The following is a 25,467-nucleotide window of genomic DNA, read 5'->3' as shown; positions in this document are numbered from 1 at the left end:
TACATGCATGGTGGAGTACAAAATTTTAAGGAAACCAGCTTTTTTCCGAATCCTCAAGCGATAAATAACCCCACAAAGTGGAGCCTACGCTTCGATGCTTATTCCAAATACTTTGCGGGGACCCCGAAAAACCTATTCAAATTTAAAAAACCGCGCCTCCCTTCCGGGCTAAATACGCGGTCTTTCTAACAGGTTATCGCTCGTTGAAAATCGTTACGAAGTCCAGCCGTCATCCATTTTTCGCAGCTGGCGGTCATCGGCGGCTTCACTCCGGCGGATCGCTTCCACATCGTCCGCATCCGCCAGCGCCCCCGAAAACTCCACATCTTCATTTTTCATGGACATCAGTTCCTTGATTTTTTCCGTTTTCGTCATAATGCGTCCTTTTTTATCGCGGCTTGCCATGGTAGCACCCTCTTTCGAATTTGTAACGGCAATTAACAATCGTCATCACTCGCGAATTACACCATACCGCCGGCGTCTTCGATAATCCTCATGGCTTTGTCGAAAGATTCTTCCTCTACCACAACCGTTAGCAAAATATCTCTACCAGTGGGTCCGCCCTGGCCCCCGTCGCTCATCCCGCTTGCAGTCACATTCGTTGCAGCCAGAACGTTGGTAGAATCGCCGCCAAGCGTGTTCCCATAGGTCACGGAGGATAAACTTCCCATACTCCCGGATAGATTCGGCGCGCCGTACGGATCGGTATCCGGGTACATGCTGAAACGGTCGATCGACATGTCCACGACACGCAGCGCCTGCAACTTCTTGGATACGCTTTCGGCTTCTTCGGGACTTTTAAAATAGGCCAAAATATTTTTTTCTGCCATAACGCTCACCTGCCTGTGTTAGTGGTCTGTTTATTAACCAGTAAAATAGGCTTTCATGCCTTTCGTTAGATTCTGCCTAACCCGGAATGAATATGCGCATACCGCGAAAAAAGCAACATTTGCATGAAATGGCAAAAAACCGGCCATTGTCTGGCCGGCTCATCAATTCATTATTTGGCAATATTTCATTGAAAATCATTCGCCGCGGAAAGCACGCTTCATCCGGTCGAAAAAGGACTGCTCCTGTTCATGCGTCTGCTCACCGTCAAGGGAAGCAAACTGGCGCAGCAACTCTTTTTGTTCCTCGCTCAGCTTGCTTGGCGTAACGACAACGACTCTTACGTGTTGGTCGCCCTGTCCAACCCCGCGCAGGCGCGGAACGCCTTTGCCTTTCAAGCGGAAATACGTTCCCGTTTGGGTACCCGCAGGAATTTTGAGCTTTACTTTTTCCGTAAGCGTCGGAATTTCGATCTCATCCCCAAGAGCCGCCTGAGCGAATGTCAGCGGAATTTCGCAGTAAATGTCATCGCCTTCGCGTTCGAAGAAGTCATGGCTCTTCACGCGAATGACGATGTACAAATCGCCGGAAGGTCCCCCGCGGAGTCCGCCTTCACCTTCGCCGGTCATGCGGAGTTGGGCTCCGTCATCTACGCCGGCCGGAATTTTGACATGGATTTTGCGCTGTTTCTTAACCTTGCCGCTGCCATGGCAAGTCGGGCATTTATCCTTAATGATTTGGCCCGTACCGCTGCAGTTCGAACATGCACGGCGGTTTACCATACGGCCAAACGGCGTGTTTTGTACCACTTCCTGCTGCCCTGTGCCGTGGCAGACGGAACAGGTTTGAGGTTTGGTGCCCGGTTTGGCTCCGTTGCCGTGGCAGGTGTCACAGGTTTCCGTACGCGGAATCGTAATATCCGTTTCCTTGCCGAAGACGGCCTCTTTAAATTCGATCGTCATCGTGTACTGAAGGTCATTCCCCCGCTGCGGCGCATTCGGGTCGCGGCGCCCGCCGCCCCCTCCGAAAAACATATCGAAAATATCGCCAAAGCCGCCGAAATCAGCGCCCTGGAATCCTCCGCCCATGCCCTGGTTCGGATCAATGTGTCCGTACTGGTCATAAGTGGAGCGTTTCTGGCTGTCGCTGAGCACATCATAAGCTTCTTTGACTTCTTTAAACTTGGTTTCCGCGTCAGCCGCTTTGTTGACGTCCGGATGGTACTGGCGGGCGAGCTTGCGGTATGCCTTTTTAATATCATCATCCGTAGCATTTTTGCCTACGCCAAGTACCTCATAGTAATCACGCTTATCAGCCACTCTTCCACCCCCGTTGTTTCCTCTGGAATATGCCGCTCATGGAAAAAGGAAAGCCGAAGCACCTGGGATGCCCCGGCTTTGACCTTCCCTTCCTGAACATAACTTTCTTAAGGTTACCCTTGTTTTTTATCCTCGTCAACAACCTCGTAATCCGCGTCGACTACGTTGTCTTTTTTAGCTGCGCCTTCCTGGCCGCCTTGGGCACCTTCAGCGCCTTGTTGAGCCTGAGCCGCTTGCTCATACAATTTCACGGACAGCTGCTGCACGATTTCGGTCAGTTCTTCGGTTGCTTTTTGGATTTGCTCCAAATCGTCTGTTTCCAGCGCTGCCTTTACTTTGTCTTTAGCTGCATTCGCTTTTTCCACTTCGCCCGCATCGACCTTGTCGCCCAGGTCTTTGATGGTTTTATCTGTGGAGTATACAAGCTGGTCAGCGTTGTTTTTCGCTTCCACCAGATCTTTGCGCTTGCGGTCTTCCTCGGCATGAGCCTCGGCATCCTTCATCATGCGGTCTACTTCCTCGTCGCTCAGACCGCTGGAAGAAGTGATCGTGATTTTTTGCGTTTTGTTGGTGCCTTTATCCGTTGCAGACACGTTTACGATACCGTTGGCATCGATGTCAAACGTAACTTCGATTTGCGGTACGCCGCGTGGTGCCGGAGGAATGTCTCCAAGCATGAAGCGTCCGAGCGTTTTGTTGCCTGCCGCCATTTGGCGTTCGCCTTGCAGCACGTGGATTTCGACGCTTGGCTGGTTGTCCGCGTAAGTCGAGAAAATTTGCGATTTGCTTGTAGGGATCGTCGTGTTGCGTTCGATCATTTTCGTAAACACGCCGCCGGCGGTTTCGATACCGAGGGACAACGGAGTTACGTCCAGCAATACGACGTCTTTAACGTCACCGGTCAAGACACCGGCTTGAACCGCTGCGCCGAGGGCAACCACTTCGTCCGGGTTTACGCCTTTATGCGGCTCTTTGCCTGTCAGTTTCTTGATCGCTTCTTGTACGGCCGGAATACGAGTCGAGCCGCCCACCAGCACAATTTTGTCGATATCATTAGCTGTCATGCCCGCATCGCTCATAGCTTGACGGGTTGGTCCCAACGTACGTTCTACCAAATCAGCAGAGATTTCTTCGAATTTAGCGCGGGTAAGGTTCACTTCCAAGTGCTGAGGCACACCGTCTACCACTGTGATAAACGGCAGAGAAATCGTTGTGGTCAGAACGCCGGAAAGTTCTTTTTTCGCTTTTTCGGCTGCGTCTTTCAAGCGTTGAACGGCAGCTTTGTCTTTGCTCAGGTCAATGCCTTGCTCTTTTTTGAATTCGTTCACGAGATAGTCGATGATCACCTGGTCGAAGTCGTCGCCACCCAGATGGTTGTCGCCGCTTGTTGCTTTTACTTCGAAGAAGCCGTCGCCCAGTTCGAGAATGGATACGTCGAAGGTACCGCCGCCGAGGTCATAAACCAAAATCGTTTGGTCTTCCGCTTTTTCAAGACCGTAAGCGAGCGCCGCGGCAGTTGGTTCGTTGACGATCCGAAGCACTTCAAGACCGGCAATTTTGCCCGCGTCTTTGGTTGCTTGGCGCTGGCTGTCGTTAAAATAAGCCGGAACCGTAATAACCGCTTGGGTTACCGTTTGGCCCAAATAAGCTTCTGCATCGGATTTCAGCTTTTGCAGAATCATAGCCGAAATTTCTTGCGGGGTATAATCTTTTCCTTCAATCGTTTCTTTATGGTTTGTCCCCATGTGGCGCTTAATGGAGTGAATGGTACGATCCGGATTGGTAATGGCTTGACGTTTTGCTGTTTCACCGACGATCCGCTCGCCGTCTTTTTTAAAGCCTACAACCGAGGGGGTTGTACGCGCACCTTCCGGGTTAGGGATAACAACTGCTTCGCCGCCTTCCATTACGGCTACGCAGGAGTTGGTGGTTCCAAGGTCAATACCGATAACTTTACTCATGAATATATCCTCCTTCAGAATAAATGAATATGTTCTTCTATATTAAACAGCCGCAATTACATGCTGACTTTAACCATGGCCGGACGCAGCACTTTGTCTTTGAGCATGTAGCCCTTTTGCACTTCCTCAACGACGATGCCCTCTTCATGCTCATCGCTTTCCACCTGCATGATCGCCTGATGGAATTCAGGATTAAACGGCTGCCCGACCGCTTCCATCGCTTCAAGCCCTTCGGCCTTCAGCACGCCTTCGAACTGACGGAAAATCATGCTGACGCCCTTGGCGAAAGATTCAATTTCAGGGCTGTCGCCGGCGGCGGCAATGGCGCGATCGAAATTATCGATAATCGGCAGCAGCTCCGTAATCAGCTTGGACGATGCATATTTGGCAAAGTCCTCTTTCTCCTTCAGCGTTCTCTTCCGGTAGTTGTCAAAATCCGCCTGGGTTCGCAAGGCGCGCTGCTGATAGTCATCAGCCAGAGACTGCAGACGCTTCACCTCATTTTGCAGATGAGCGGCATCGATAACTTCCGCATTCTCCTCCGCATTTCCTTCCGTATGTTCCTCAGCCTTCGAAGAAGCATCTGTGCCTGCTTGAGCAGCTTCGTTTTCGTTTTCTGCTATTTCAGCCTCGCGGTTTTCATTCATTTCGATTTCGTTTTCTTGAAATTCCTTGTTATTTTCCAAGATGTCTTCACCTCCTTAATATGCTCTATCTAGGCATGATCTAAAAAATAATAGACATTCGATTCATCTGACTCGCTATTTTTTTGATCGCGCCCTAATTTTGGCATCAAACAAGCCTTGTTCAATCATTTCCGCTCGCGCTCCGCATCTTGATGACGTTATGAATGCGCAATACTGCCGCAGCGACTTCGCCAGCCGTCTGCAGCCCGTGAATTTTAACGAGCGCGGGATCGACGATCCCCTTCTCCTCATACCGGATGACCATGCCGGAATCGCAATCGATGCCTATGCCATCGCTACCTTCCGCGATTTGGGCGGCACGTGCCTCCTCCATCTTCTCGAGCGGATTGTAGCCGGCGTTCAGCAGGATTTGGGACATCGGTTTGCGCAGGGCAGCGGCTACTGCCGCAATCCCGAACGCCTCCATCCCTTTTACCGTTTCACGCTGGCGCTCAAGCTCGTAGGAAACGGCCAGCTCGGCGGTGCCGCCGCCAGGCAAAATTCCGCCGCTGATTGCTGCCTGCAGCGCGGAAGCCGCGTCTGCGGCGATCCGGGCCGATTCACCAACAACCTCGGCCGTGCTGGCTCCGACGATCAGCGTAACAAAAGGATCGGCCTTGGGGCCGCCGCTGATCCGGACACGCTCCAGCAGTTCGTCATAATAAGTCCGACGGGCATATCCCAGCAGCCGGTCCAGAGACTCCCTGTCTTTATGTAAAGCTGTCCGCCGCAGCGGCACAGCCCCGGTCATCATGCTGACACGAGCGATATCCTTTCGGCTTACGCGCGGGATCACCATCATTCCATGATCCATGCAGAACTGCTCGGCATCCGGATGGATTCCCTTTTCCAGAAGCACCAGACCCACGCCAAGATCAGCCAGCATATGCAAATCACGGGCGAAACGCTCCCTTAGCTCCATATAGCGGGCGAACCCGGCTTCGGTTGTGAGTACTTCCTCATCGAGAGTTTCGGGCTCAAGCGCATCATGCAGCACCAGGATGCGAGTATCGGCCAGATCAGGCGTATCATGGGGATGCAGTGGCGTTTGTTTCAGCAAAATCCCCTCAAATACTTCATTATTACCTTTTTCATGTGCCGTAACCGCATCGGCCAACTGATAAGCAGGATCTTTCAGCTTGCGGATTCCGATCACCGAAGCGGCTTCCATCACGAGCCGGGCGATGTCTTCCCGCTCCCTGCCCGCGACATATACGGCTTTGGCCAGCAAAGGATCATCAAGATCGCTGATCTCTCTGGCCCTGCTTTTCAAAGATTCTACTGCGAGCCGGATTCCCTGCTGCATTCCGGTCACGACTTTGGAGGCAGGTACGCCTTTGACGATCTGGGATACCCCTTCCTGTACCAATGCACCTGCAAGCACCGTTGCCGTGGTTGTGCCGTCCCCAACCTTTTTCTGCTGGGAACGGGCGACCTGAATCAGCAATCTGGCTGCCGGGTGACCGATATCCATCTTATCCAAAATGGTCACTCCATCATTGGTAATAATAACTTCTCCGCGGTCGCCAACCAGCATAACGTCAAGCCCTTTCGGTCCCAGGGTTCCTTCGACCGCCGAGGTAACGGCACGGACGGCATTGCTATTGTTAAGCAGCGCGGCGTATCTCTCCTCGCCTTCGCTCACCGGCTGCTGGCCTTGACTCATCGATTATTGGCCCCCTTATTTATTCAGCTTTGACAGCACCTTGGTCAGGTCCTTGGACAAAATGTCCAAAATGCCCATTACCTTCGCGTATTCCATCCGCGTCGGACCAAGGATGCCGATTGTCCCGAGCGCTTCGCCGTCAAGCGAATAGGTCGCCGTAATCAGGCTGCAGTTGGCAAAAGCCTCATGATCGTTTTCGGTTCCGATCCGAACCTGAATTCCCGATGCTCCCTGCATGGAAGCCATCATTTTCATCAGGGTAGGCGTTTCTTCAAGCACATCCAGAATATCCTTGACCTTCTCCACGTCTTTGAATTCGGGCTGCGTAAGCATGTTCGTCGCCCCGCTCAAATACACGCGCTGATCCGTTTCTTCATCCATGAACACATTGTTCAGAATGTTCATGATCTCTTCGTAGTTGGTCAGATGGCGCTGCATTTCTTCGCCAAGCTCGCGGTATAAACTAGCTTTAAGCTTATAAAGAGGCACATTCACCAGCTTGCTGTTCAGGAGATTAACCACTTTCTCCATTTCGGAAACGGAAACGCCGGACGGTACGGTCACCGTCTTGCTTTCAACCTGGCCAGTGCTGGTTACGATAATCGCCACTGCCGTCGTTTCATTCAGCGGCAGAAGCTGAAAATGGCGCAGAGACGTATGAAAAACTTCCGGCCCCAGCAGGATGGAAGTATAGTTGGTCATATGGGATAAGATCATGGCGGCATGCTGGATAACCTGCTCCGTAGCATTCAGCTTCTCGGCGAAAAACGCACGCAGTATGCGCTGTCCTTCCGGAAGCGTCTGCCGCATCAGATCCAGATGGTCAACATAAAATCGGTAACCTTTATGAGAAGGGATGCGCCCGGCCGATGTATGGGGTTGTTCCAAAAAACCCAGTTCTTCCAAATCAGCCATCTCGTTGCGTATGGTCGCAGGACTGAATCCGACATCTCCCCGTTTAGATATGCTGCGCGAGCCGACGGGTTCCGCGGAACGGATATAATCGTCAACAATGGCATTCAGGATTAATCTTTGGCGTTCGGTCAGCATTTCTTCCCCTCCCTCTGGTTGCTTAATTCCCTCGTCGTTAGCACTCGACTCTAATGAGTGCTAACCACTAATACAAAAATACCAAACTGACCTGAGCATTGTCAAGTCAGTTCGGTATGGGTATAGGCCGGATTTGCTATTGTTGCAGCGTAATTTCGACAGCCCGGGCCGAATCATAATATTGGTAGAATCCCGGATTGATTTCAAGCGATTCCTTCATGTTGAAATCGGGATATCTTTCAATATTTTTGACAGGCGCGTTGGGTCCTCTTGACGAAGGTTTAGGATAAAGCCCTTCGCCATCGACACGAATCATCGTTTGGCTGATGCCCTTGAAGTTTTCGGAATCCGAATCGGATTCGACGACAAGGTCTTTCCCATCCATATAATAAGTGAAGTGAATCTTAAACGGATTCATATCCATATCCACAGACTGTTTTTCCGCTGTAGGTTGGTTCAGTTTCAGCCAGTTGGCCGTTGTATCCCGCGCATGCACGACTGGTTCCCGCAAAATCAGCTTCATCGGAACCTTGGACCAATCTTTATACCATTCCGGCGATTGGAAAGAAAATACATTTTCATAGTTATCCGGAGAATCCCCTTTTATCCAAAAAGAGCCTTTAATTTCCTGATCTCCGATCTTCAACCGTACATCATTATAGCTAACTGTCGCAAACTTAGCATTTAACGTGCCGTTCGTCGCAGTTTCAATCTCTTTAATGTTGACGATGATCTCAAGCGGCGTAACCGTCAGGCGCTCCAAAGACATAGCTGCTTTGTCCTTAAATTCACTGCTCGTTTGCAGCGGCTGTGAATAAAGGGCTTCGCTAGCCTTTTTGCCGTCCGCTTTAAAATGGAAGGACCATTTCCCCGCAATCCGCTCCGTTTCCTTCATATAATTGAAACGGACTTCGGCGGCATCCCACTCTTTTTCGGTCATATTGCCGAATAATTGTTCCATAAGTACGCCTGCACCTTCGGGAGGAAGCTGAGTCGTGGCCCCACGGCTCTGTTTGCCGTTAGACATCACCGTCAAATGCGGATCATAATGCCCACCGTCTTTTTCGTTCGTTGTGGTTACGTTATACCGCACAGCCAAGCCCTTCTTGGACTCAGTCACCGACTTGATGTCAATGGAAGAATAGAGAGTCTCACCCGTGGAAACGGTCCGCCCCCCCTTTAGAGCCTCTTTCAATACGACATCCTTGTTTTTAAGGTACACAAGGTTCCCGGCTTCCAAAGTATAGTTTTTTTCGCTGTTTTTTAAGGTGTCTTTCGTCTCATAAATACCAAGCAGCTTTCCGCTTTTTTCATCGTAGCTCAAGTATCCGTTCACAGGTTGTTCTTTCCCGTTATCTTCTTTGATCACAACGTGATCGAATTCAACCGCGTCGTATTCATCGGGCTTCAGAGCCGTATCCACCGCCACCAGCAGCTTCATTTTCTCTCCGTCCGTAACGACCCCTTTGAGGCTCATCGTGACGCCTTTGCTCGCCACATCAAGATCGTAACGCTGGCCGAGGCCGTTATTCAGCGCATTCGTTACGCTCTGTCCCCCGTAAAGTTTGCCCCAATCGAATGTAACTCCTGCAAATACGGGAACGGCTGCAACCATAAAGCATGAAAATACGATGGCGGCTGGAATGAACTTCTTCCGGCTTCTTGCGGGCGGAGCTGCTTGCACCACGCCAGCAGCCCGCCGTTTGGCAGCTTCACCGTCGATCCACAGCCACATCTCGTCATAATCCGGCCTTGGTGGAGTTGGGATATTTTCCTTTATCTCATTTTCATAAAACCGACTCATTTCCAATCATCTCCTTTTTCTTTAATCCTGTCATTTTTTTCAGCAGTTTGATTCCCCTGTTGAGCCGCGATTTTACCGTTCCTTCCGGAATGTTGATGACATCCGCGATTTCCGGCACCGTCATGTCATTGACGTATCGAAGCGTGACCACCATCCGGATTTTATCCGGCAGCTTGCCGTACATCCGTTCAAATTCCATTCTGATTTCCTGCTGATCCATGTTTTCCTCAACAGGGTTGGATGGACCGGGCCGCGTGAGCAAATATGCGCTCAGCTCTTTGGCCCAGCCGTTTTTGCGCCTTCTGAGCACGCTGTTGCATTCATTCGAAGCGATCCGGAGCAGCCATGACTTCAGGTCGCGGACTTGCGATCTGTCGGCAAGGATGGCTTTTACGAAAACCTCCTGGCACAGATCCTCGGCGTCCGAACGATTTTGCATCATATAATAGCAAAGATGGTAAACCTGGCTTTTGTAGGTTTCAAACAGCTCGCGATCATTCACTTAACTCCACCTCCCTTGCTGCTTTCTTGACTATATGACTGATAACAGCAGGCAACCGTTCACTTTTCCTCTTAAAGAGGTTGTTCAACACGTATTAAAACTATTATACCGATGCATTTCGCGGTTGACAGACCGCCTTTTGTAAACAAAAAACCACTTTCCTGCGGCCCGGAAGCCGGTTTGGAAAGTGGTTGCTTCTATAATATATAGGCATAAGCTAATCGAGCGTTTTAAGCACGGCGATTTCGTCACAGCAGGACTGCTTGCTGCAGTTCACGCAATCCGTCCATACCTTTTCGGGGAAAATCTCCTTCTCCACCACGGAAAAGCCGTTTTTGACGAAAAAGGATACTTCATACGTTAATGCCATGATTTTGGGAATCCCTTGGCGCTTCGCTTCCTCCGTCAATTTGCTTACGAGCATGGAGCCGATTCCAAGCCCTTTGTGTCCGTCTTGAATGCCCAAGGAGCGGATTTCAACCAAATCGCTGCCCAAGCGGCAAAGCGAACCGCAGCCGATGACGATGCCGTCCATTTCCGCTACCACGAATTGGTCCAGCTGCTTTTCGAGCACCTTGCGGGACCGGGGCAGCATGATCCCCTGTTTCGCATATCCATCGATCATCTGAAAAAGCGGCTCGATATCCTCCGGGACCGCAACTCTGCATGTGACTACAGCCGGCATTTTACTCCTCCTCCTACCCCGAGGATGATGCAAAACAAGCTGTCGCCTGGAAAATTTTGCGCATCCTCTACACGTCGCTGTTCGATAATATGAATAAATATACAACAACACGCATAGAAGTGCAAGCTATTCTTTTAATGTGATGGAGCCTATAAATTCGCCAAACACGTCGTTCCCAAACAGAAGCCCTTTTTCGCTGAGCCTGTAACCTGCCTCCGTTTTATCCAGAAGTCCAGCATCCAGCATTTTATGCAGCGGCTTAGCAAAAACGTCCTCGATCGATAGACCAAACTGTTCCTTGAAGTGCTGCTCGGAAACCCCGCTGAGCACCCGCAAGCCTACCATCATAAAGTCCTCCATGGCTTCCTCTTTGGGAACAACAAAGGTTTCGTGCCGAGGCAATCCTTCCTTCGTCGCTTCCGTATACGGATTAACCCCCTTGATATTCATATGACGCTGACGAGCCATATATCCATGTGCTCCAGCCCCTAGCCCGTAATAATCCTCGTTCAACCAATAAGCCATATTGTGGCGGCTGTGGAAACCGGGTTTGGCAAAATTGCTGATTTCATACTGCTCGTAACCGGCCTTTTTCATCCGATCCATCAGGAGCAGGTACATCTGCAGCTCTTCGTCCTCACTAGGAAGCGGAAGCTGGTTTTTTTTATACATCGTATGGAAAAGCGTATTCTCTTCCACCTTAAGACTGTAGATGGAATAATGAGGAAGGTTAAGCTCCAGCGCCCTGTCCACGCTCTCTGCCAGCATTTCGACCGTTTGATTCGGCAGGCCGAACATCAGGTCGATCGACATGTTGTCAAAGCCGGCTTTGCGGGCATTTTCCAGACTCTGATAGACGTCATCCGTGTCGTGGATCCGCCCGATTCGCTCCAGCAGCCCGTTGTTGAATGACTGAACGCCGAAACTAACGCGGTTGACCCCGCCCTCGCGCATAACCGAAAGCTTTTCCAAATCCGTTGTTCCCGGGTTCGCTTCCATGGAAAATTCAATTTCATCCGACCAATCCGGAAAATAGGTGCGCACCGTCTTCAAAAAATAGGCCATCTCATCCGGCTTCAAAACGGTCGGCGTGCCGCCGCCTACAAAAATAGTTTTGATCTCGCCTGGGGGAACCTCTTGTACCGTACGTTCCATTTCCCGTTCAAGACCCTGCAAATATTCCATCACCGGCTGATTTTTCAGCACGTAAGAGTTGAAATCACAATAAAAGCACTTGTTGGTGCAAAAGGGAATATGAATATAGACCGCTTGCGGTTTACGTTCTCCCTGAAGCGCTGCGGCCTCGCCCGAATGCGGTTTGATGTTTGTCATGTGTTCATTCCCCTCCTAAAATATGAAATAACCCCACGAGGTGGGGCTATTGCTTTGTTGTTTATAACATGGCGGTTTTAATTGTCGTCGATTTTCAGAACGGCCATAAACGCTTCCTGCGGCACTTCCACGCTGCCGACCTGCTTCATGCGTTTTTTGCCTTCCTTCTGCTTCTCAAGCAGCTTCCGCTTACGCGAGATATCGCCGCCGTAACATTTTGCAAGCACGTTTTTGCGCATCGCTTTGACGGTTTCGCGTGCAACAACCTTCGTACCGACGGATGCCTGGATCGGCACCTCGAACATTTGGCGCGGAATCAGCTCGCGCAGCTTCTCGCAAATGATCCGTCCACGCTGGTAAGCGCGGTCCCGATGCACGATAAACGACAAAGCGTCGACCTGCTCGCCGTTCAGCAAAATATCCATCTTCACGAGATTGGAATGGCGGTAACCCGACATCTCGTAGTCAAACGAAGCATAACCTTTCGTTCCGGACTTCAACTGATCGAAGAAATCATATACGATTTCCGACAGCGGTATTTCGTACGTAATCGTGACGCGGGTGGTGTCCAGGTATTCCATATTGACGAATTCGCCGCGTTTGCCCTGGCACAGCTCCATGACCGTACCTACGTAATCGTTCGGAACGATGATCGCCGCTTTGACGTATGGTTCCTCGACCGAATCGATTTTGCCGACTTCCGGATAGTTGGACGGGTTATCGATTTCCACCACTTCGCCGTTGGTCAGCGTAACGCGGTAAATAACGCTCGGAGCCGTCGTAATCAGCGGAATGTTAAACTCCCGTTCGATGCGTTCCTGAATGATCTCCATATGCAGGAGACCGAGGAATCCGCAGCGGAAACCGAATCCGAGCGCGCTGGAGGTTTCCGGTTCGAAACTGAGCGACGCGTCGTTCAGCTGCAGCTTCTCGAGCGCTTCGCGCAAATCATTGTATTCCGACGTTTCGATCGGATACAAGCCGCAATATACCATCGGATTGATTTTCCGGTAGCCCGGCAGCGGTTCCGGCGTCGGGTTTTTGGCGTCCGTGACGGTATCGCCGACCCGAGTATCGCCGACATGCTTGATCCCGGCCACGATAAAACCAACGTCCCCGACCTTAAGCTCATCCACGATCGTCATCCGCGGCTTGAACGCGCCAACCTCGATAACCTCAAACGTTTTGCCCGTCGCCATCATTTTGATTTTCGATCCGGCTTTGATGCTGCCGTTGATGACGCGCACGTATACGATAACGCCCTTGTACGGGTCATAATGCGAGTCGAAAATAAGAGCTTTCAGCGGCTCTTCCGATTCTCCCGTCGGAGGCGGAACCTGCTTGACGATCTGTTCAAGTATCTCTTTAATCCCGATGCCCGCCTTGGCTGAAGCAAGAACCGCTTCGCTGGCATCGAGGCCGATCACGTCTTCGATTTCCTGCTTGACGCGATCCGGATCGGCGCTCGGCAGGTCGATTTTGTTGATAACCGGAATAATCTCCAGGTCGTTGTCGAGTGCAAGATACACGTTGGCGAGCGTTTGCGCTTCAATCCCCTGAGCGGCGTCCACGACCAGCAGCGCCCCTTCGCAAGCCGCAAGGCTTCGCGATACCTCATAGGTAAAGTCGACGTGCCCTGGCGTGTCGATCAGGTTCAAAAGATACTCTTCGCCGTCATCCGCCTTGTATGTTAGATGTACGGCCTGCAATTTAATCGTAATGCCGCGTTCGCGTTCCAGATCCATTTGATCAAGCACTTGATCCTGCATTTCCCGGGAAGTCAGCGCCCCCGTGTACTCCAGAATCCGGTCGGCAAGCGTTGATTTGCCATGGTCTATATGTGCAATAATGCAGAAATTCCTAATTTTCTTTTGCCTAGCTTGTACGTCTGTCATGCCCTACCCCCAAAACAGCCTGATGTGTCAATCAATTTATTATAGCAGTTGAAATAAAGGCGGGCAATCCCACTCGTACTGGAGTTACTCGGTAATGGAGTCGAACAGGGATACAACAAGCCGGATTCCTTTCTGGGACAGATTCTGAAGCAGACCGGCCGTCTTGTCCGCGAGCACATCCACCGATGGTTTGCCGGTATTGGGCGCCAGTATCTGCTCAGGCGTTTGCATGCGGCTATCCTGCACTTCCACCTGATCCGGCTGCTCTTCCTGCACTTTGAAGTGATTCGAGCTTTTGCGCGGCGCCGGTACTTGGTTCGCATATGCAGGCACCGCCCGTTGTTCCGCATACACCGCTTTCTTTCCGGAGTCCGGAGAGCCGCCGGAGCCGGCCAGCTGCATCCCGATCAGTACGCCGATTCCTGCCCATATACCTACCATCCATATCCTTTTGACCCATTTCGACATTCCGGCCCCTCCCTTTCCACTACATTTTCATATCAACTATTGGAGCCTGCCTTCACCGCAGATCCAGGCTTGTCCGTATTCGCCTTCTCGGCCTTTTGATCTTTGTAATACAAATCCCCGATAATTTGTCCCAACAGCTCAGCCGTCCGCTTTAACTCCTCGTTAGTGCTATCTATTCCGCCGACCTCAATTAATATGCTGTTTCCGGAAAGGGATTGATTATATTCGCCATTGCCTTGAGAAGAAGTTTTACCCCAAATTCCCCGTGATATTCCCGGATAAGACTTCTCCAACTCCGCATGTATGGCGTTGGCGAAAGCTTCGTTTTTACGCCAATTTTTATTTTCATGGCCGATGATAAAAAATACCTGGGCATAACTCGCTCCGTTGATCACCGTTGTCGTCTTGGCATGTTTTTGCGAATCGCGGTGGATATCGATAAGATAATCCAGTCCGTTATGCTGCGAAAGAGCTGCTTTAATTGTCTGGCGGGAATATTTATATGAAAAATTGTAATTATAGTCATCCACGGCCGTCGCATAATCCTTCTCCGAATGAATCGTTCCTACCCCCAGCTTTTCCAGTTTATTGGCCATATATTTGCCGACAAGCATGACGTTTTTCGAAGGAGATGCGGAACTGGGATTATTGCTGGTTTTGCCAAGCAGCGGATTATAAGCTTCCCGCGGATGAGAATGATAGATCATGACAACCTTCCTGCTTGTCGGCTTCACCGCAGGCTTCTCCGGTTTACCAGATTCTTCAGGGGCCGATTTGCCGTTTCTTGACTTGCCGCTTTCCTGGTTGCCCGGTTCCTTTTTGGGCCCAGGTTCAGGCTCCTTCACAGAAGCTTTGTTAGATTCCTGCGGCTGATCGGCAGCGGGGTTGTGACCGTTTTTCTCCTCCGGTTCGAGCGGAAGGTGATAGTCCTCGGGGGGATCCAAATTTTGATTGCCTGCTGCGGTTCTAATCAGTACCGGATCCGTCGTTCCCATTCCCGGCATTTCTTTGGCCATCAGACTCTTGGGATCGCGCGGATTGACGCTTGTCAGCATTTGAAATACGAAGGAAGTCATTTTTTCACCCGAAAACGTCGATTCTCCTTTTTCTTTTTGCATATGAGGCAGTTCCATACCTAGCATGTCTATGAAAAATTTGCTGGATAGTGAAGCCGCAAACCCCTTCATGGAAGAAACGGGCGATGAATTCAACCGGTGTTCCGCCATTCCGCCGAGACCAAGCGTGACAAAAAATACCAACGACCCTAATACCAACAGCAAAAATGTGCGCCCCATGGAAAGCATATGCATCATTTTTGCTCTCCATTTGCCGATATTCCACAGCTGAAAGCCAGTTCTCTTCATAGTGTCGTCCTCCTGAACTCTCTTATACTTCAAAACTATGAGCAAAAGAGATTCGCTAGAACCAAAACTGGTATGTTTCCACAAAAAAAGAAAGCCGCGATAGATTTGCAGGCTTCCTTGAAGAGTTTTATAGATTTCATCAATAACGCGGGACTCGGGCTTCGATTAATGCGTGTATGCGCCGGAATTACCGGGATCCACGGCATCATGCAGGGAGGCATTCAAGCCGCTGGCCACGATGTTGGCGATATCTTCTATGAATTCATCGATTTCTTTTGGCGTCACGATCAGATCATGACCAAGGGGCTCAAGAACTTCCTTCACAAGCGCCAGCCGTTCGTTTTCGGAAATGCTGTCGAGCAGCCCCATAATTTCTCGCGTCTGGTTCTGATCCCCGCCAAAATGTTTCTTCATCATTTCCATAACGTTGTTTACGATCGTAGACGCATAGCAGACCGTCGGCACACCGATGGCGATGCAGGGCACGCCAAGCACCTCTTTGGTTAATCCGCGCCGCTTGTTGCCGATTCCCGATCCCGGATGGATGCCGATGTCCGCGATTTGAATCGTCGTGTTTACACGTTCCAGCGAACGCGATGCCAAAGCGTCAATGGCGATAATCAGATCCGGCTTGGTCCGCTCCACGATGCCTTGAACGATTTCGCTGGATTCGATTCCAGTAATGCCAAGCACGCCCGGCGCAATCGCGCTGATCTGGCGGTAGCCCGGGGCAACCTGATCCGGCATCAGTTCAAAATATTGGCGGGTAACCAGCACATTTTCCACCACAAGCGGACCAAGCGAGTCCGGCGTCACATTCCAGTTGCCTAAACCGACGATAAGCACGGTGTCTTTCTTTTGAATGCCAATCAGCGTCAAAAAATCTTCAAACTCCCTTGCAAAAGCTTCCGATACCCGTTCCTGCAAACTTGTATCGCCGTTGCGAAGCCCCGGCACCTCCAGAGTGACATAATGCCCTTTGATGCGGCCGATTGCCTGGGAGCCCTCATCAGTCTGTACATTGAGCCGGGTGATCTTGATCCCGTCCTTCTCCGAAACCTCTTCATCCACTCCGGGAATCGAATCCGGATACTGCTTCGCGGCAAGTTCTCTTGAATCAACCGCCAGATCCGTACGCACGGAATATTGTCGCAAATCCAACTCCATCTCACAATCAACCTCCTTTTCCTTCTTCTTTATAGTGTGCGGGAGGCCCGCTTCAATTATTCAATTGGTTTTCTTATCAAAAGCGGACTTTTTGAACAACCTCTTTAAGTATTGCTTTTTGTGGACCCCCATGCTAAACTATTTTAAGTTGTGAATCATTTCGAGTTATTCGAATGCCTTACAGGAGGTGAATGCAATGCCAAACATTAAATCCGCCGTTAAACGCGTAAAAACGAACGACAAACGCCGTGCGCTTAATGCTTCCCAAAAGTCTGCGCTTCGTACAGCTATTAAAGCTGCCGATACTGCGCTGGTAAATACTGAAGTTGAAGCTGCAAAAGCTGCAGTACAAGCCGCTTCCCGTAAGCTGGACAAAGCTGTAAGCAAAGGTCTCGTACACAAAAACGCAGCGAGCCGTAAGAAATCCCGCTTGGCGAAAAAACTTAACGCTCTGAATGCACAAGCATAAGATGCGCTATCCATACGATGAAAAAAAATGAAAAGTCCTGAACAGCCGATAAAGCTGGTCAGGACTTTTTGATTCAATGTCTCGTACATACATTTTTATTGCAAAAGCCCACATCACAAGTCAGGAGGTTGGCGAAAGGCAATGGAAATCTGGAAGAAAAACTTATGGGTGTTATGGTTCGGTTCTTTGATCGTATCTTCAAGCTTCTCGATGGTGGTGCCGTTTCTCCCCATCTTTTTGATCCAAATCGGTGTCACCGAAAACGTTGAAATGTGGTCCGGCCTGCTGTTCAGCAGCGCGTTTTTGGCCGGTGCGATCTCATCTCCGTTTTGGGGGTCGGTCGGCGACAAATACGGCCGCAAAGCGATGATCATTCGCGCCGGCTTCGTGTTATGCGTCATTTATATCCTTACTTCCTTTGTCACCAGTCCGGTGCAGCTGCTTATTTTGCGGCTTCTGCAAGGTCTGCTCTCGGGTTTTATCCCCGGGGCGATTGCCATTGTGGGCACCAATACGCCGGAACATAAAGTCGGATATGCCCTTTCCACCATGTCGACCGCCACGGCGACCGGGAGCATCATGGGTCCGCTGATCGGCGGCGTTCTGGCTAAGCTCTTTAGCAATCGAATGGCCTTTGCCAGCGCGGGCGTGCTTTGTCTCCTTGCGACCATACTGGTCATCTTGTACGTAAAAGAAGAAAAATTCGTTCCGGGCAAAGAACGGGTCTCCGTATTTAATACAATCAAAGTGGCGGCACAAAATAAACTGCTTGTTGTCGTGCTGATTTTGACCATGTTTACGCAGTTTTCCGTCATGACCATCGAGCCGGTACTGCCGCTGTATATTGTAGGGTTCGGACATTCAGCCTCCAACGCTTCGATTCTGGCCGGAGTCATCTTTTCTTTGGTCGGCATCGCCAGCATCATCTTTGCCCCGCGCTGGGGCAAACTTGCCGATAAAATCGGTTTTCAGAAAGTGCTCTTGATCGGGCTATTTGCCGGCGGCGTCGGTTCTCTGCTGCAGATTCCGTTTCATAACATCTGGGCGTTTTCCATCGTCAGATTTTTGTATGGCTGCTTCTTCTGCGCTGTTTTTCCGGCTCTTAATGGCCTGGTTGTGCGTGCAACCGCAAGCGAATTCCGCGGTAGAGCGTTTAGCCTGAGCCAAACCTCAAACCAGCTCGGCGGCATGCTCGGCCCGCTCGCAGGTGGCGCCATCAGCGGCGTGTTCAGCATTCATACCGTATTTTGGGTAACGGGCATTCTGCTGCTGCTGACAATGGGGCTGGCCTTCTGGTCCCAGCGTTTCAGTCATCAGACGGATACGCCGTCATCCTCTAGAACGTTAAATCACTAAAGTGGTTTCTTTGCCCCTTTAGATACATTTGGCGTAACAATAAGCAGTCGCCAAAGCGTTAAGCACAAAAACAACAACTCCGCCCTATGACTGGGCGGAGTTTCCTATTCGTTACTATTGAACCCTACATCAAACAATATCTTTTACCGCTTCATTTTGCTATATCTTGTTTACCGATTTCATATAACGATACAGTATGGCTGCCACTTGCGCACGGTTGGAAGTCTGGTCGCCGCCAAATCGATTTCCGTCCATTCCCTGGACCCAACCTTTTTCGACTGCGTAAGCAACCGATGATTTTTCGGCAGCCGTCAGCTTATCCTGATCTTTGAAATCCAGTTGGATCGAGGCAGGAATTTGATCTTCGGTAATCCGCTGCACAAGCAGGCTTGCCATTTCTGCACGGGTTAGCGCCTCCTGCCCACCCGGCATGCTGAATCGGTCCGTACCCTCCGGTTGATCACCTGTTAAACGGTCCAACATGGTCATGAATTGGGCCCGTGTGACCGGAGCATTCGGCGTAAACACTCCTTCGCTTGTCCCCTTCAAAATATGCTGCGCCGCAAGCACTTCGATTTCATCCCGTCCCCAGTGGGTTGCGATATCGGCAAAGGTCGGTGCAAATTCCTGCAAGACAAACGTCCCTGGCTGTTTAACTTGCAATGAAAGACTTTGATCGGAATGAAGCGATATGCCTGCAACAATCCATTGTCCCTTGCTGTCCAGCATATACGTGGCTGCTTTTCGCGGATCTTTTGCCAAAGCGGAATCAAGATTCAGCCGTAGATTAACCGAATGTGTCAATTTGCCGCTTGGATTGCTGAACATTACCCGTCCTGACACTTCTCGTCCGCCAGCCGATTTCGATCCTGCCCGCGCCCCTGATCGATGTTCCGCAGCAGCTTGAGCTGCTATCTTCAATTGGAAACCAGCGTCCGTCATGAAGTCAACGAAAGCCTCCTCCGGAATCGTCAACGAGAAATGGTCGCCCTCGATATGAAATGCCCTACCGGATTTTTGAATTTTTTTCGCTTCCGGCGGATTCATTTTAATACCTACATGTTCATAATCGCCGAAGTTTATTTTCGTCAAATCCAGCTTGACCGGCTCTTTAACGGTTCCCGATAGCTGTGCATCAACCCACTCCGGCTGCAATTCTGCAATGGCCGATTTTTTCCCGGACCCGTACAGAGCTTGCTCCGACAAAATAAATGCCTTCCCATCAGCTTTTACCGGAACTTTAGTTTCCTTTCCGGCAGCTGCCGGGTTATTCGAACCGCTTGCAGCGGTTGAGCTGTTTGAACCGCCCGTACTTCCCGAACTACCTGTATTACCTGAACCTCCAGTATTGCCCGAATCGCCCCCAGGCGGCGTCGACGGTTCGGTCGGTTCGGTCGGTTCGGTATGTCTCTTCTGAACAACTACTCTGGAGACTGCTTGCTTATCCTTATAAACCACGGTAATTTCGACGATGCCTTCGCTGAGTCCCGATACCTGCCCCTGTCGATCAACTTTCGCAATGCGATCGTCCGACGATGCAAACAGCAGCTGGTTTGTTACAGGCACCTTTTGAATTTCTCCATTTTTATTCACTAATGCCGTAACGGTAAGCGATTCTGCATCGCCAACGTAAAGCTTAAGCTGATCGGGATGTACCGTTATGGATTGAAGTTCTCCTTCAGCAGGCTGCCCGCCTTCGCTTTCAACATGGATGGTTGCTTGCACGCTCCATTGCTGGTAGGTGACTGTGATGACCGCCGTACCCTCACTGATTCCCGTTACGCGTCCTGTTTCATCCACGTTTGCAATTTGATTATCCGAAGACGCGAACTCAAGACCGTCTTTGAGCGGCATTTGAACGATATCGCCATTTTCGTTTTTCACATTAGCTGTCACTTGCAGCGTTGACTGCTCACTTTCTTTTAATGTCACTTCGTCCGGATCGACGGTGATGGATTGAACCTCTCCTTCAGCAGGCTGCCCGCCTTCGTTTTCAACATGGATGGTTGCTTGCGCGCTCCATTGCTGGTAGGTAACTGTGATGACCGCCGTACCCTCGCTGATTCCCGTCACGCGTCCTGTTTCATCCACGTTTGCAATTTGATTATCCGAAGACGCGAACTTAAGACCGTCTTTGAGCGGCATTTGAACGATATCGCCATTTTCGTTTTTCACGTTAGCTGTCACTTGCAGCGTTGACTGCTCACCTTCTTTTAATGTCACTTCGCCCGGAGTGACGGCGATCGATTGAATCCCTCCTTCTTGTGCTGGAACAATGTAGTTCACGGTAATGATCGCGGACTTACTCGTAGCTTGTCCATCTGCTTCCGCGACCGCAAAAAGTTGATTCTCTCCCCGTTCCAGAACAAGCGGAATCGCAAATCTTCCTTTCTCCACGACCCCTGAGCCCGCGAGAACGTCCCCGCGATACAATTGGATCGTCGTACCGTCTGTCGGATAAGTACCTTTCACTGTTACTTCTGCATCGTGAACATCGGTTCCGGAAACAGGTTCGGTAATCACTGGCTCTTCCGTGACGTTGGCGACTTTCGCCCGGATCATATAATCGCCGTCGTCGCTGCCCGCTTTTCTCCATGTTCCTTGGATTTGCTTCCATGAACGTCCGGATTTACCTTCCGTCTTCGTCATGGACATCCCGGGAACATTCGGCATCACGCCTTCTTGAATATAGGCCACATAGAAATCGCCGTTGAAAATAACCGGGTTATGGATCACTACGTCTGTCCAATCGCCGTTACGGTTCGCCTTCCCTTCATATGGTCCGGCTACCAGTTTCCCTGGAAGTCCATCCGGCCCGTTTGCATCGTAAACGGCATATTTGAATCTGTCTCCTCCGGGGTTCGGCCAACCTTGGCTCCAGAATAAGAAGCGCGCTCCCGTCACCTGCGCAGGTCCGTTGGTAGTCATCCGAACCGCGTAGGCATCGCCGGAGAGAGGCAGAGCTTTGGCATTATCGGTAACCCCATCATCATAATAAAGCTCGTCCGAAGTCTCGCCGTTAAAACCATGAAGTTCGTAAGAGCCAGTCACCGTGCCATTTCCCTTCATCGAAACATGATGTTCGACCGTCAAATAATTCAAGGCAGAAATCGACAGCTGATAGTCCCCTTCATACGCTTCAAGTTCAAATTCTCCTTCGCTGTTTGTCACAGCCGGAGCAACTTGCGCATCATTCATCAGTCTGACGGACGCGTTTGCGACCGGTTTCCCGGTTGCGATATTGGTCACCTTCCCTGTAAGCTTGCCTTTGGCAAGCGGCGTCAAATGAACATCCGCCGTAAAGGGGCGGTTTTCTTCTATGTTCACTGTTCTCTTCTCGGTTTTATAACCGTATGCTTCAACCTGAAGCGTATACTCTCCGGGAGGATGTTTCAGCGTATAGCGTCCGGTTCCCGCGTCGGAGCGGGTCGTTCGCTTGGTTTCCAGCATGGTGACGTCAGCCATAATCGGCAGGCCGGATGAACTTACGCTTTGCAGCGCAGATGGCTGGACCGGAATTCCATGGACGAAGGCTTCCCGTTTTGCCGCCTTTAGCGTATCCAACGTTGGCAGCGGATCCGTCTCTTCCGGCTCCAATCGGGAATGACTATCTTCTAAGCTGCGCGTGTCTTTCGACTTGCCCGCCAATGAAGAGACCGAACTGATTCTGTTCATTACCGGTGGTGTTTCCCGAACCTCCACATCATCAATGTACCATCCGAAGTCAGTCGAGTCGTTCTTACTTTCAAAGCGGAAACGGAACTTGATCTTTTCCCCTGCATAATCATCGAGACTCAGTTCCTCCAAATACCAGAACCTATTCGGATGATTTACGTCGTATTCCCGCTTCGGATATACGGCAAGCGATTTCCATGTCTTCCCGTTATCCTTGCTCACTTCAACGGCGCCTTGATCTCCATCATCAATCTCATGCCACTGTTGGAAATAAAGCGATGCATGTTTCGCCTCAGTCAAATCGATTTCCGGTGAAATCAGACTCTGATTCACTTTGCCACCATATGGGCCCCTCAGATTTGTTCCCCAAACATTTTGTCCGGAGACGGCTTTTTTCGGTCCCTTCGTTGGATGCGGAATGCCTCGCTCCCATTCCTCGCCTAAGCCATCGAGAGTCCATCCCTTGTCCGGTCCTTCAAAGTCATCGCCAAAAATTTCCTTGCCACCCGTAAACGTCCAGGATACGACATTCGAAAACTCGCTCATCGTCTGGCTTACCGTACGGGCTTTAACCGCGTAATAATACGTTCCTTTTTGCGGCTGCGGTTCATCTCTGTAATTATAGGAATTGGTAGTGCCGATTTCCTTAAATTCCCCGTCCGGCTCCGATTTGCGGTAAATCACATATTCTTTCAGCTTGCCGGATGGTTCTTTGTCAAAGTCGAGGATCACTCTGCCTGGAGAATTGCTTCTCACTTTAATTTTCGGAGCCACGGGAAGATCAGGATCCGGGCTTTGTATTTTAATATCGTCAATGTACCAGCCCTCGTCACTGCCGTAATCTCCCCGCAGGTTAAAGACAACATAAATCTGATCCCCTTTATACGGGGAAAGATCGATGTATTCCGTCGTCCATTTGGTGCTGCTCATCCGATATGTTTTTACCCTTTCGAACTGGAAATTCGATTTCTTCCCGCCAATAAACACCTCTGCCAGATCATATGATGCATTCCACCAATCGCCGAGCTTGTACCAGTGCGTAAATGAAAGCACCGCATGCTCATTATCCGTTAAATCGATCACGGGCATTTCGAAGTAGGTATTGGCGCCATTCGGGTAATTGCCATCCAGTACGGTTGCCATGACCTTCGTGCCCGAAAAAGCCTTTTTGGGCCCGCTGGTAGGCACTCCCCATTGCCACACCCCTGATGTATCGCTAAAGCCGAATCCTTCGATCGAGGTTTCAAAATCCTGCGTATAACCGATCTTGACGCCTTTCGATACTCTTACCGGATAAATGTCCGTCTGAGTGGCGTTGCCGCTAAAATCAGTCGCTTTAATATAATATTCAATTCCATTAAGCGAAAGTTCGTCAACTGGAATGCCGCCCTCGTACACGCCATTCTGATGGCTGCCGGAAGTACGGAGCATCACATGTTTGTTCCACTGATCCTTTCCCTTCTCGCGTACATATAATTCTACGGAGTCTACACTGACATCGTCTTTGACCCGTGCAAACATTTCTTTTTCCAATATGTTGAACACCAATTCAACCGGCTCATGCTCAATGGTCGGGCTGCCGGTATCGGTTCCATCGATCGTAACCTGCCCGGTAACGCTTCCCAAACCTTGCTTTTGGCTGGATACCGCGCTAAGAGCATTAATGATACCCCATCCGTAGCCATTATTCGGCGTCTGCGGGAATCCCTGATCCGTCAATGAGTCGGCGGTATTTTTCAAAATTCGCGCTATTTCATTTACTTTTAACGCCGGATTAGCCTGCTTGATCAGCGCCGCAACCCCTGCCGTATGCGGGCTGGCCATCGACGTTCCGTTCATCAGCGCATATTCGCCCCCGGGAACTGCCGACCGGATATTGACGCCGGGCGCAACCACTTCCGGTTTCATTTGCCCGTAAGGAGTAGGCCCCTGCAGCGAAAAATTCGCCAAACAGTTGTTGATATCCACCGCTCCCGTAGCAAAAGACTCAGGGTAGTTTCCGGGTGCCGTAATCGAACCCGAACCTCCGTTGTTTTCGGGCGGCTTCGTATTGCCCGCAGAAAATGCCGGAAAGATGTCTGCGGCAATCCATGCTTTGACGATATCCTGGAAAAATTCGTTTTTTCCTGCCGGAACATTTCCCCATGAATTGTTGACAACATCCGGCGCCATATCCGGATGTTTGTTACCCTGCTTGTCGGTTGGAGCGAGAATCCATTCTCCTGCCTTGATCAGGGCATCGTCGCTCGTTTCGCCGCTCGAGTCGAACACCCGGGCCGCAATCCACTGAGCTCTCGGAGCCACGCCGATCTTGTTGCTCCCGTCCTCTTCGGAGCCAACCATCGTTCCCATGACATGCGTGCCGTGGCCATTTCCATCCGTTGGGAACTTTGTCGTTGCGATGGTGGCGTCGTACCAGCTTAGCTCGGGATTCGGGCTACCGAGCCCTCTCCACTTTTGCTTAAGCGCCGGATGGCTGCCATCCACTCCGGAGTCCATGTTGGCTACAACGACTCCAGCCCCGTCAAAGCCAAGCTTCCAGGCCTGCTCCGCACTGATGTTGCGCAGATTCCATGGAACTTCTTTTCCCGCCCCGGCTTGTGCCGCACCGCTTAAAGACGACTTCGGTTCCGGAGCGGATTGAAGCTTATATGTATTGTTTGGTACCAATTTTTCTACCTCGGGACGTTTGGCCAGTTTCTCCATCGCATCCTTAGTACTTGTAACCGCAATCGCGTTGACAATATAAAACGGATGGAAATCCCGCACCAATCCGGAAGCTTCCATCTGTTCAAGTTCCTGCGTAATTCCGGATTGCGTCTGCTCCGCCGTATCCATCAGCGAGTTCACGATGAAATTGCGAACCGTTCTTTTTTGCTTTGCTGATGATTCTCCTTTCAACGACGACCACTGCAGCGCATTCCGGGAGATTGAATTCACATCCGACTGCTCTGCCATTTTTACAATATAGGTCACATAGTTCTTACTTTGAAACTCTTCGATGATTCGGGGATCAATCCGATAGCTGTCCGCCTCTATACTGCCGGAGAATGCGGGCGCCGCCGCGGACTCCATCCCTTCATCCCTGGCGGCAAATGTCAATGCCGGCGATGTGATGGTAAAAATAAAAACGAATAAAGCCAACACCAATTTCTGAATCCACGATTTACCGTACAAAATTGTTATCCTCCTACTGTCTGAATTCTAGCAATCTGAAATCTGCTTTTTTTTCGAACCATT

18 protein-coding genes are annotated in these 25,467 nt (G+C 50.6%); 2 read left to right on the top strand and 16 right to left on the bottom strand.

Annotated elements, in window-relative coordinates; genetic code table 11:
* Positions 1 to 213 precede the first annotated feature (213 nt).
* The 15 genes from L6442_RS09830 to gpr all read right to left on the bottom strand — a co-directional run bounded on the left by L6442_RS09830 (position 214) and on the right by gpr (position 16,727).
* On the bottom strand, positions 214 to 405 hold the full coding sequence (locus L6442_RS09830) for a YfhD family protein (protein ID WP_194230094.1): 192 nt from the start codon (positions 403 to 405) through the stop codon (positions 214 to 216).
* A gap of 56 nt (positions 406 to 461) precedes the next feature.
* Positions 462 to 830, bottom strand: a complete 369-nt coding sequence (locus L6442_RS09825; protein WP_212978616.1) for a hypothetical protein — start codon at positions 828 to 830, stop codon at positions 462 to 464.
* A gap of 195 nt (positions 831 to 1,025) precedes the next feature.
* Positions 1,026 to 2,147 (bottom strand): molecular chaperone DnaJ, encoded by a 1,122-nt coding sequence (gene dnaJ, locus L6442_RS09820; protein WP_212978617.1) that lies wholly within the window; start codon positions 2,145 to 2,147, stop codon positions 1,026 to 1,028.
* Positions 2,148 to 2,260: 113 nt separating this feature from the next.
* The gene (gene dnaK / locus L6442_RS09815; protein ID WP_212978618.1) at positions 2,261 to 4,108 is read right to left on the bottom strand and encodes a molecular chaperone DnaK; all 1,848 of its coding nucleotides are present in this window, start codon (positions 4,106 to 4,108) and stop codon (positions 2,261 to 2,263) included.
* 56 nt (positions 4,109 to 4,164) lie between these two features.
* The gene (grpE, locus tag L6442_RS09810) at positions 4,165 to 4,794 is read right to left on the bottom strand and encodes a nucleotide exchange factor GrpE (protein WP_237100278.1); all 630 of its coding nucleotides are present in this window, start codon (positions 4,792 to 4,794) and stop codon (positions 4,165 to 4,167) included.
* 121 nt (positions 4,795 to 4,915) lie between these two features.
* Positions 4,916 to 6,460 carry a TCP-1/cpn60 chaperonin family protein gene (locus tag L6442_RS09805; RefSeq protein WP_212978619.1) on the bottom strand — a complete coding sequence of 515 codons (1,545 nt, stop codon included), beginning with the start codon at positions 6,458 to 6,460 and terminating at the stop codon, positions 4,916 to 4,918.
* A gap of 15 nt (positions 6,461 to 6,475) precedes the next feature.
* Positions 6,476 to 7,510, bottom strand: coding sequence for a heat-inducible transcriptional repressor HrcA (gene hrcA / locus L6442_RS09800; RefSeq protein WP_194230099.1), 1,035 nt, complete (start codon positions 7,508 to 7,510; stop codon positions 6,476 to 6,478).
* A gap of 136 nt (positions 7,511 to 7,646) precedes the next feature.
* Positions 7,647 to 9,314 (bottom strand): DUF4179 domain-containing protein, encoded by a 1,668-nt coding sequence (locus L6442_RS09795; protein ID WP_212978620.1) that lies wholly within the window; start codon positions 9,312 to 9,314, stop codon positions 7,647 to 7,649.
* Complete coding sequence (locus L6442_RS09790; RefSeq protein ID WP_212978621.1) at positions 9,298 to 9,816, bottom strand: RNA polymerase sigma factor; 519 nt, start codon at positions 9,814 to 9,816, stop codon at positions 9,298 to 9,300. Before L6442_RS09790 ends, L6442_RS09795 begins: the two co-directional genes overlap by 17 nt.
* A gap of 217 nt (positions 9,817 to 10,033) precedes the next feature.
* Positions 10,034 to 10,501 (bottom strand): N-acetyltransferase, encoded by a 468-nt coding sequence (locus L6442_RS09785; RefSeq protein ID WP_212978622.1) that lies wholly within the window; start codon positions 10,499 to 10,501, stop codon positions 10,034 to 10,036.
* A gap of 126 nt (positions 10,502 to 10,627) precedes the next feature.
* Positions 10,628 to 11,833 (bottom strand): radical SAM family heme chaperone HemW, encoded by a 1,206-nt coding sequence (gene hemW / locus L6442_RS09780; protein ID WP_212978623.1) that lies wholly within the window; start codon positions 11,831 to 11,833, stop codon positions 10,628 to 10,630.
* Positions 11,834 to 11,910: 77 nt separating this feature from the next.
* Positions 11,911 to 13,728 (bottom strand): translation elongation factor 4, encoded by a 1,818-nt coding sequence (gene lepA / locus L6442_RS09775; protein WP_212978624.1) that lies wholly within the window; start codon positions 13,726 to 13,728, stop codon positions 11,911 to 11,913.
* Between the two features lie 84 nt (positions 13,729 to 13,812).
* Positions 13,813 to 14,196, bottom strand: a complete 384-nt coding sequence (locus L6442_RS09770; RefSeq protein WP_212978625.1) for a hypothetical protein — start codon at positions 14,194 to 14,196, stop codon at positions 13,813 to 13,815.
* A 32-nt stretch (positions 14,197 to 14,228) separates the two neighbouring features.
* Complete coding sequence (locus L6442_RS09765; RefSeq protein WP_212978626.1) at positions 14,229 to 15,560, bottom strand: stage II sporulation protein P; 1,332 nt, start codon at positions 15,558 to 15,560, stop codon at positions 14,229 to 14,231.
* 165 nt (positions 15,561 to 15,725) lie between these two features.
* The gene (gene gpr, locus L6442_RS09760) at positions 15,726 to 16,727 is read right to left on the bottom strand and encodes a GPR endopeptidase (protein WP_194230107.1); all 1,002 of its coding nucleotides are present in this window, start codon (positions 16,725 to 16,727) and stop codon (positions 15,726 to 15,728) included.
* Between the two features lie 196 nt (positions 16,728 to 16,923).
* Between gpr and rpsT the strand changes: the two genes are divergently transcribed.
* A complete protein-coding gene (gene rpsT / locus L6442_RS09755) occupies positions 16,924 to 17,196 on the top strand; it encodes a 30S ribosomal protein S20 (protein WP_194232789.1) in 273 nt (90 codons plus the stop codon).
* Positions 17,197 to 17,337: 141 nt separating this feature from the next.
* Positions 17,338 to 18,552, top strand: a complete 1,215-nt coding sequence (locus L6442_RS09750) for an MFS transporter (RefSeq protein ID WP_194232790.1) — start codon at positions 17,338 to 17,340, stop codon at positions 18,550 to 18,552.
* A 159-nt stretch (positions 18,553 to 18,711) separates the two neighbouring features.
* Here L6442_RS09750 and L6442_RS09745 read toward each other — a convergent pair whose 3' ends face one another.
* On the bottom strand, positions 18,712 to 25,404 hold the full coding sequence (locus L6442_RS09745) for a S8 family serine peptidase (RefSeq protein WP_212978627.1): 6,693 nt from the start codon (positions 25,402 to 25,404) through the stop codon (positions 18,712 to 18,714).
* Positions 25,405 to 25,467: the final 63 nt, after the last annotated feature.

The organism is Paenibacillus azoreducens (assembly GCF_021654775.1).
In the GTDB taxonomy this organism is placed as follows: domain Bacteria; phylum Bacillota; class Bacilli; order Paenibacillales; family Paenibacillaceae; genus Paenibacillus_AQ; species Paenibacillus_AQ azoreducens.
This window is presented reverse-complemented; position numbering and strand designations above follow the sequence as displayed.

Excerpts from the sequence above, each read along its gene's own strand:
- L6442_RS09750 (WP_194232790.1), top strand. The coding sequence starts at position 17,338 with ATGGAAATCTGGAAGAAAAACTTATGGGTGTTATGGTTCGGTTCTTTG.
- L6442_RS09765 (WP_212978626.1), bottom strand. The coding sequence starts at position 15,560 with ATGAAGAGAACTGGCTTTCAGCTGTGGAATATCGGCAAATGGAGAGCA.
- lepA (WP_212978624.1), bottom strand. The coding sequence starts at position 13,728 with ATGACAGACGTACAAGCTAGGCAAAAGAAAATTAGGAATTTCTGCATT.
- L6442_RS09805 (WP_212978619.1), bottom strand. The coding sequence starts at position 6,460 with ATGAGTCAAGGCCAGCAGCCGGTGAGCGAAGGCGAGGAGAGATACGCC.
- L6442_RS09795 (WP_212978620.1), bottom strand. The coding sequence starts at position 9,314 with ATGAGTCGGTTTTATGAAAATGAGATAAAGGAAAATATCCCAACTCCA.
- dnaK (WP_212978618.1), bottom strand. The coding sequence starts at position 4,108 with ATGAGTAAAGTTATCGGTATTGACCTTGGAACCACCAACTCCTGCGTA.
- L6442_RS09830 (WP_194230094.1), bottom strand. The coding sequence starts at position 405 with ATGGCAAGCCGCGATAAAAAAGGACGCATTATGACGAAAACGGAAAAA.
- rpsT (WP_194232789.1), top strand. The coding sequence starts at position 16,924 with ATGCCAAACATTAAATCCGCCGTTAAACGCGTAAAAACGAACGACAAA.
- gpr (WP_194230107.1), bottom strand. The coding sequence starts at position 16,727 with ATGGAGTTGGATTTGCGACAATATTCCGTGCGTACGGATCTGGCGGTT.
- L6442_RS09785 (WP_212978622.1), bottom strand. The coding sequence starts at position 10,501 with ATGCCGGCTGTAGTCACATGCAGAGTTGCGGTCCCGGAGGATATCGAG.
- hrcA (WP_194230099.1), bottom strand. The coding sequence starts at position 7,510 with ATGCTGACCGAACGCCAAAGATTAATCCTGAATGCCATTGTTGACGAT.
- L6442_RS09825 (WP_212978616.1), bottom strand. The coding sequence starts at position 830 with ATGGCAGAAAAAAATATTTTGGCCTATTTTAAAAGTCCCGAAGAAGCC.
- L6442_RS09770 (WP_212978625.1), bottom strand. The coding sequence starts at position 14,196 with ATGTCGAAATGGGTCAAAAGGATATGGATGGTAGGTATATGGGCAGGA.
- hemW (WP_212978623.1), bottom strand. The coding sequence starts at position 11,833 with ATGACAAACATCAAACCGCATTCGGGCGAGGCCGCAGCGCTTCAGGGA.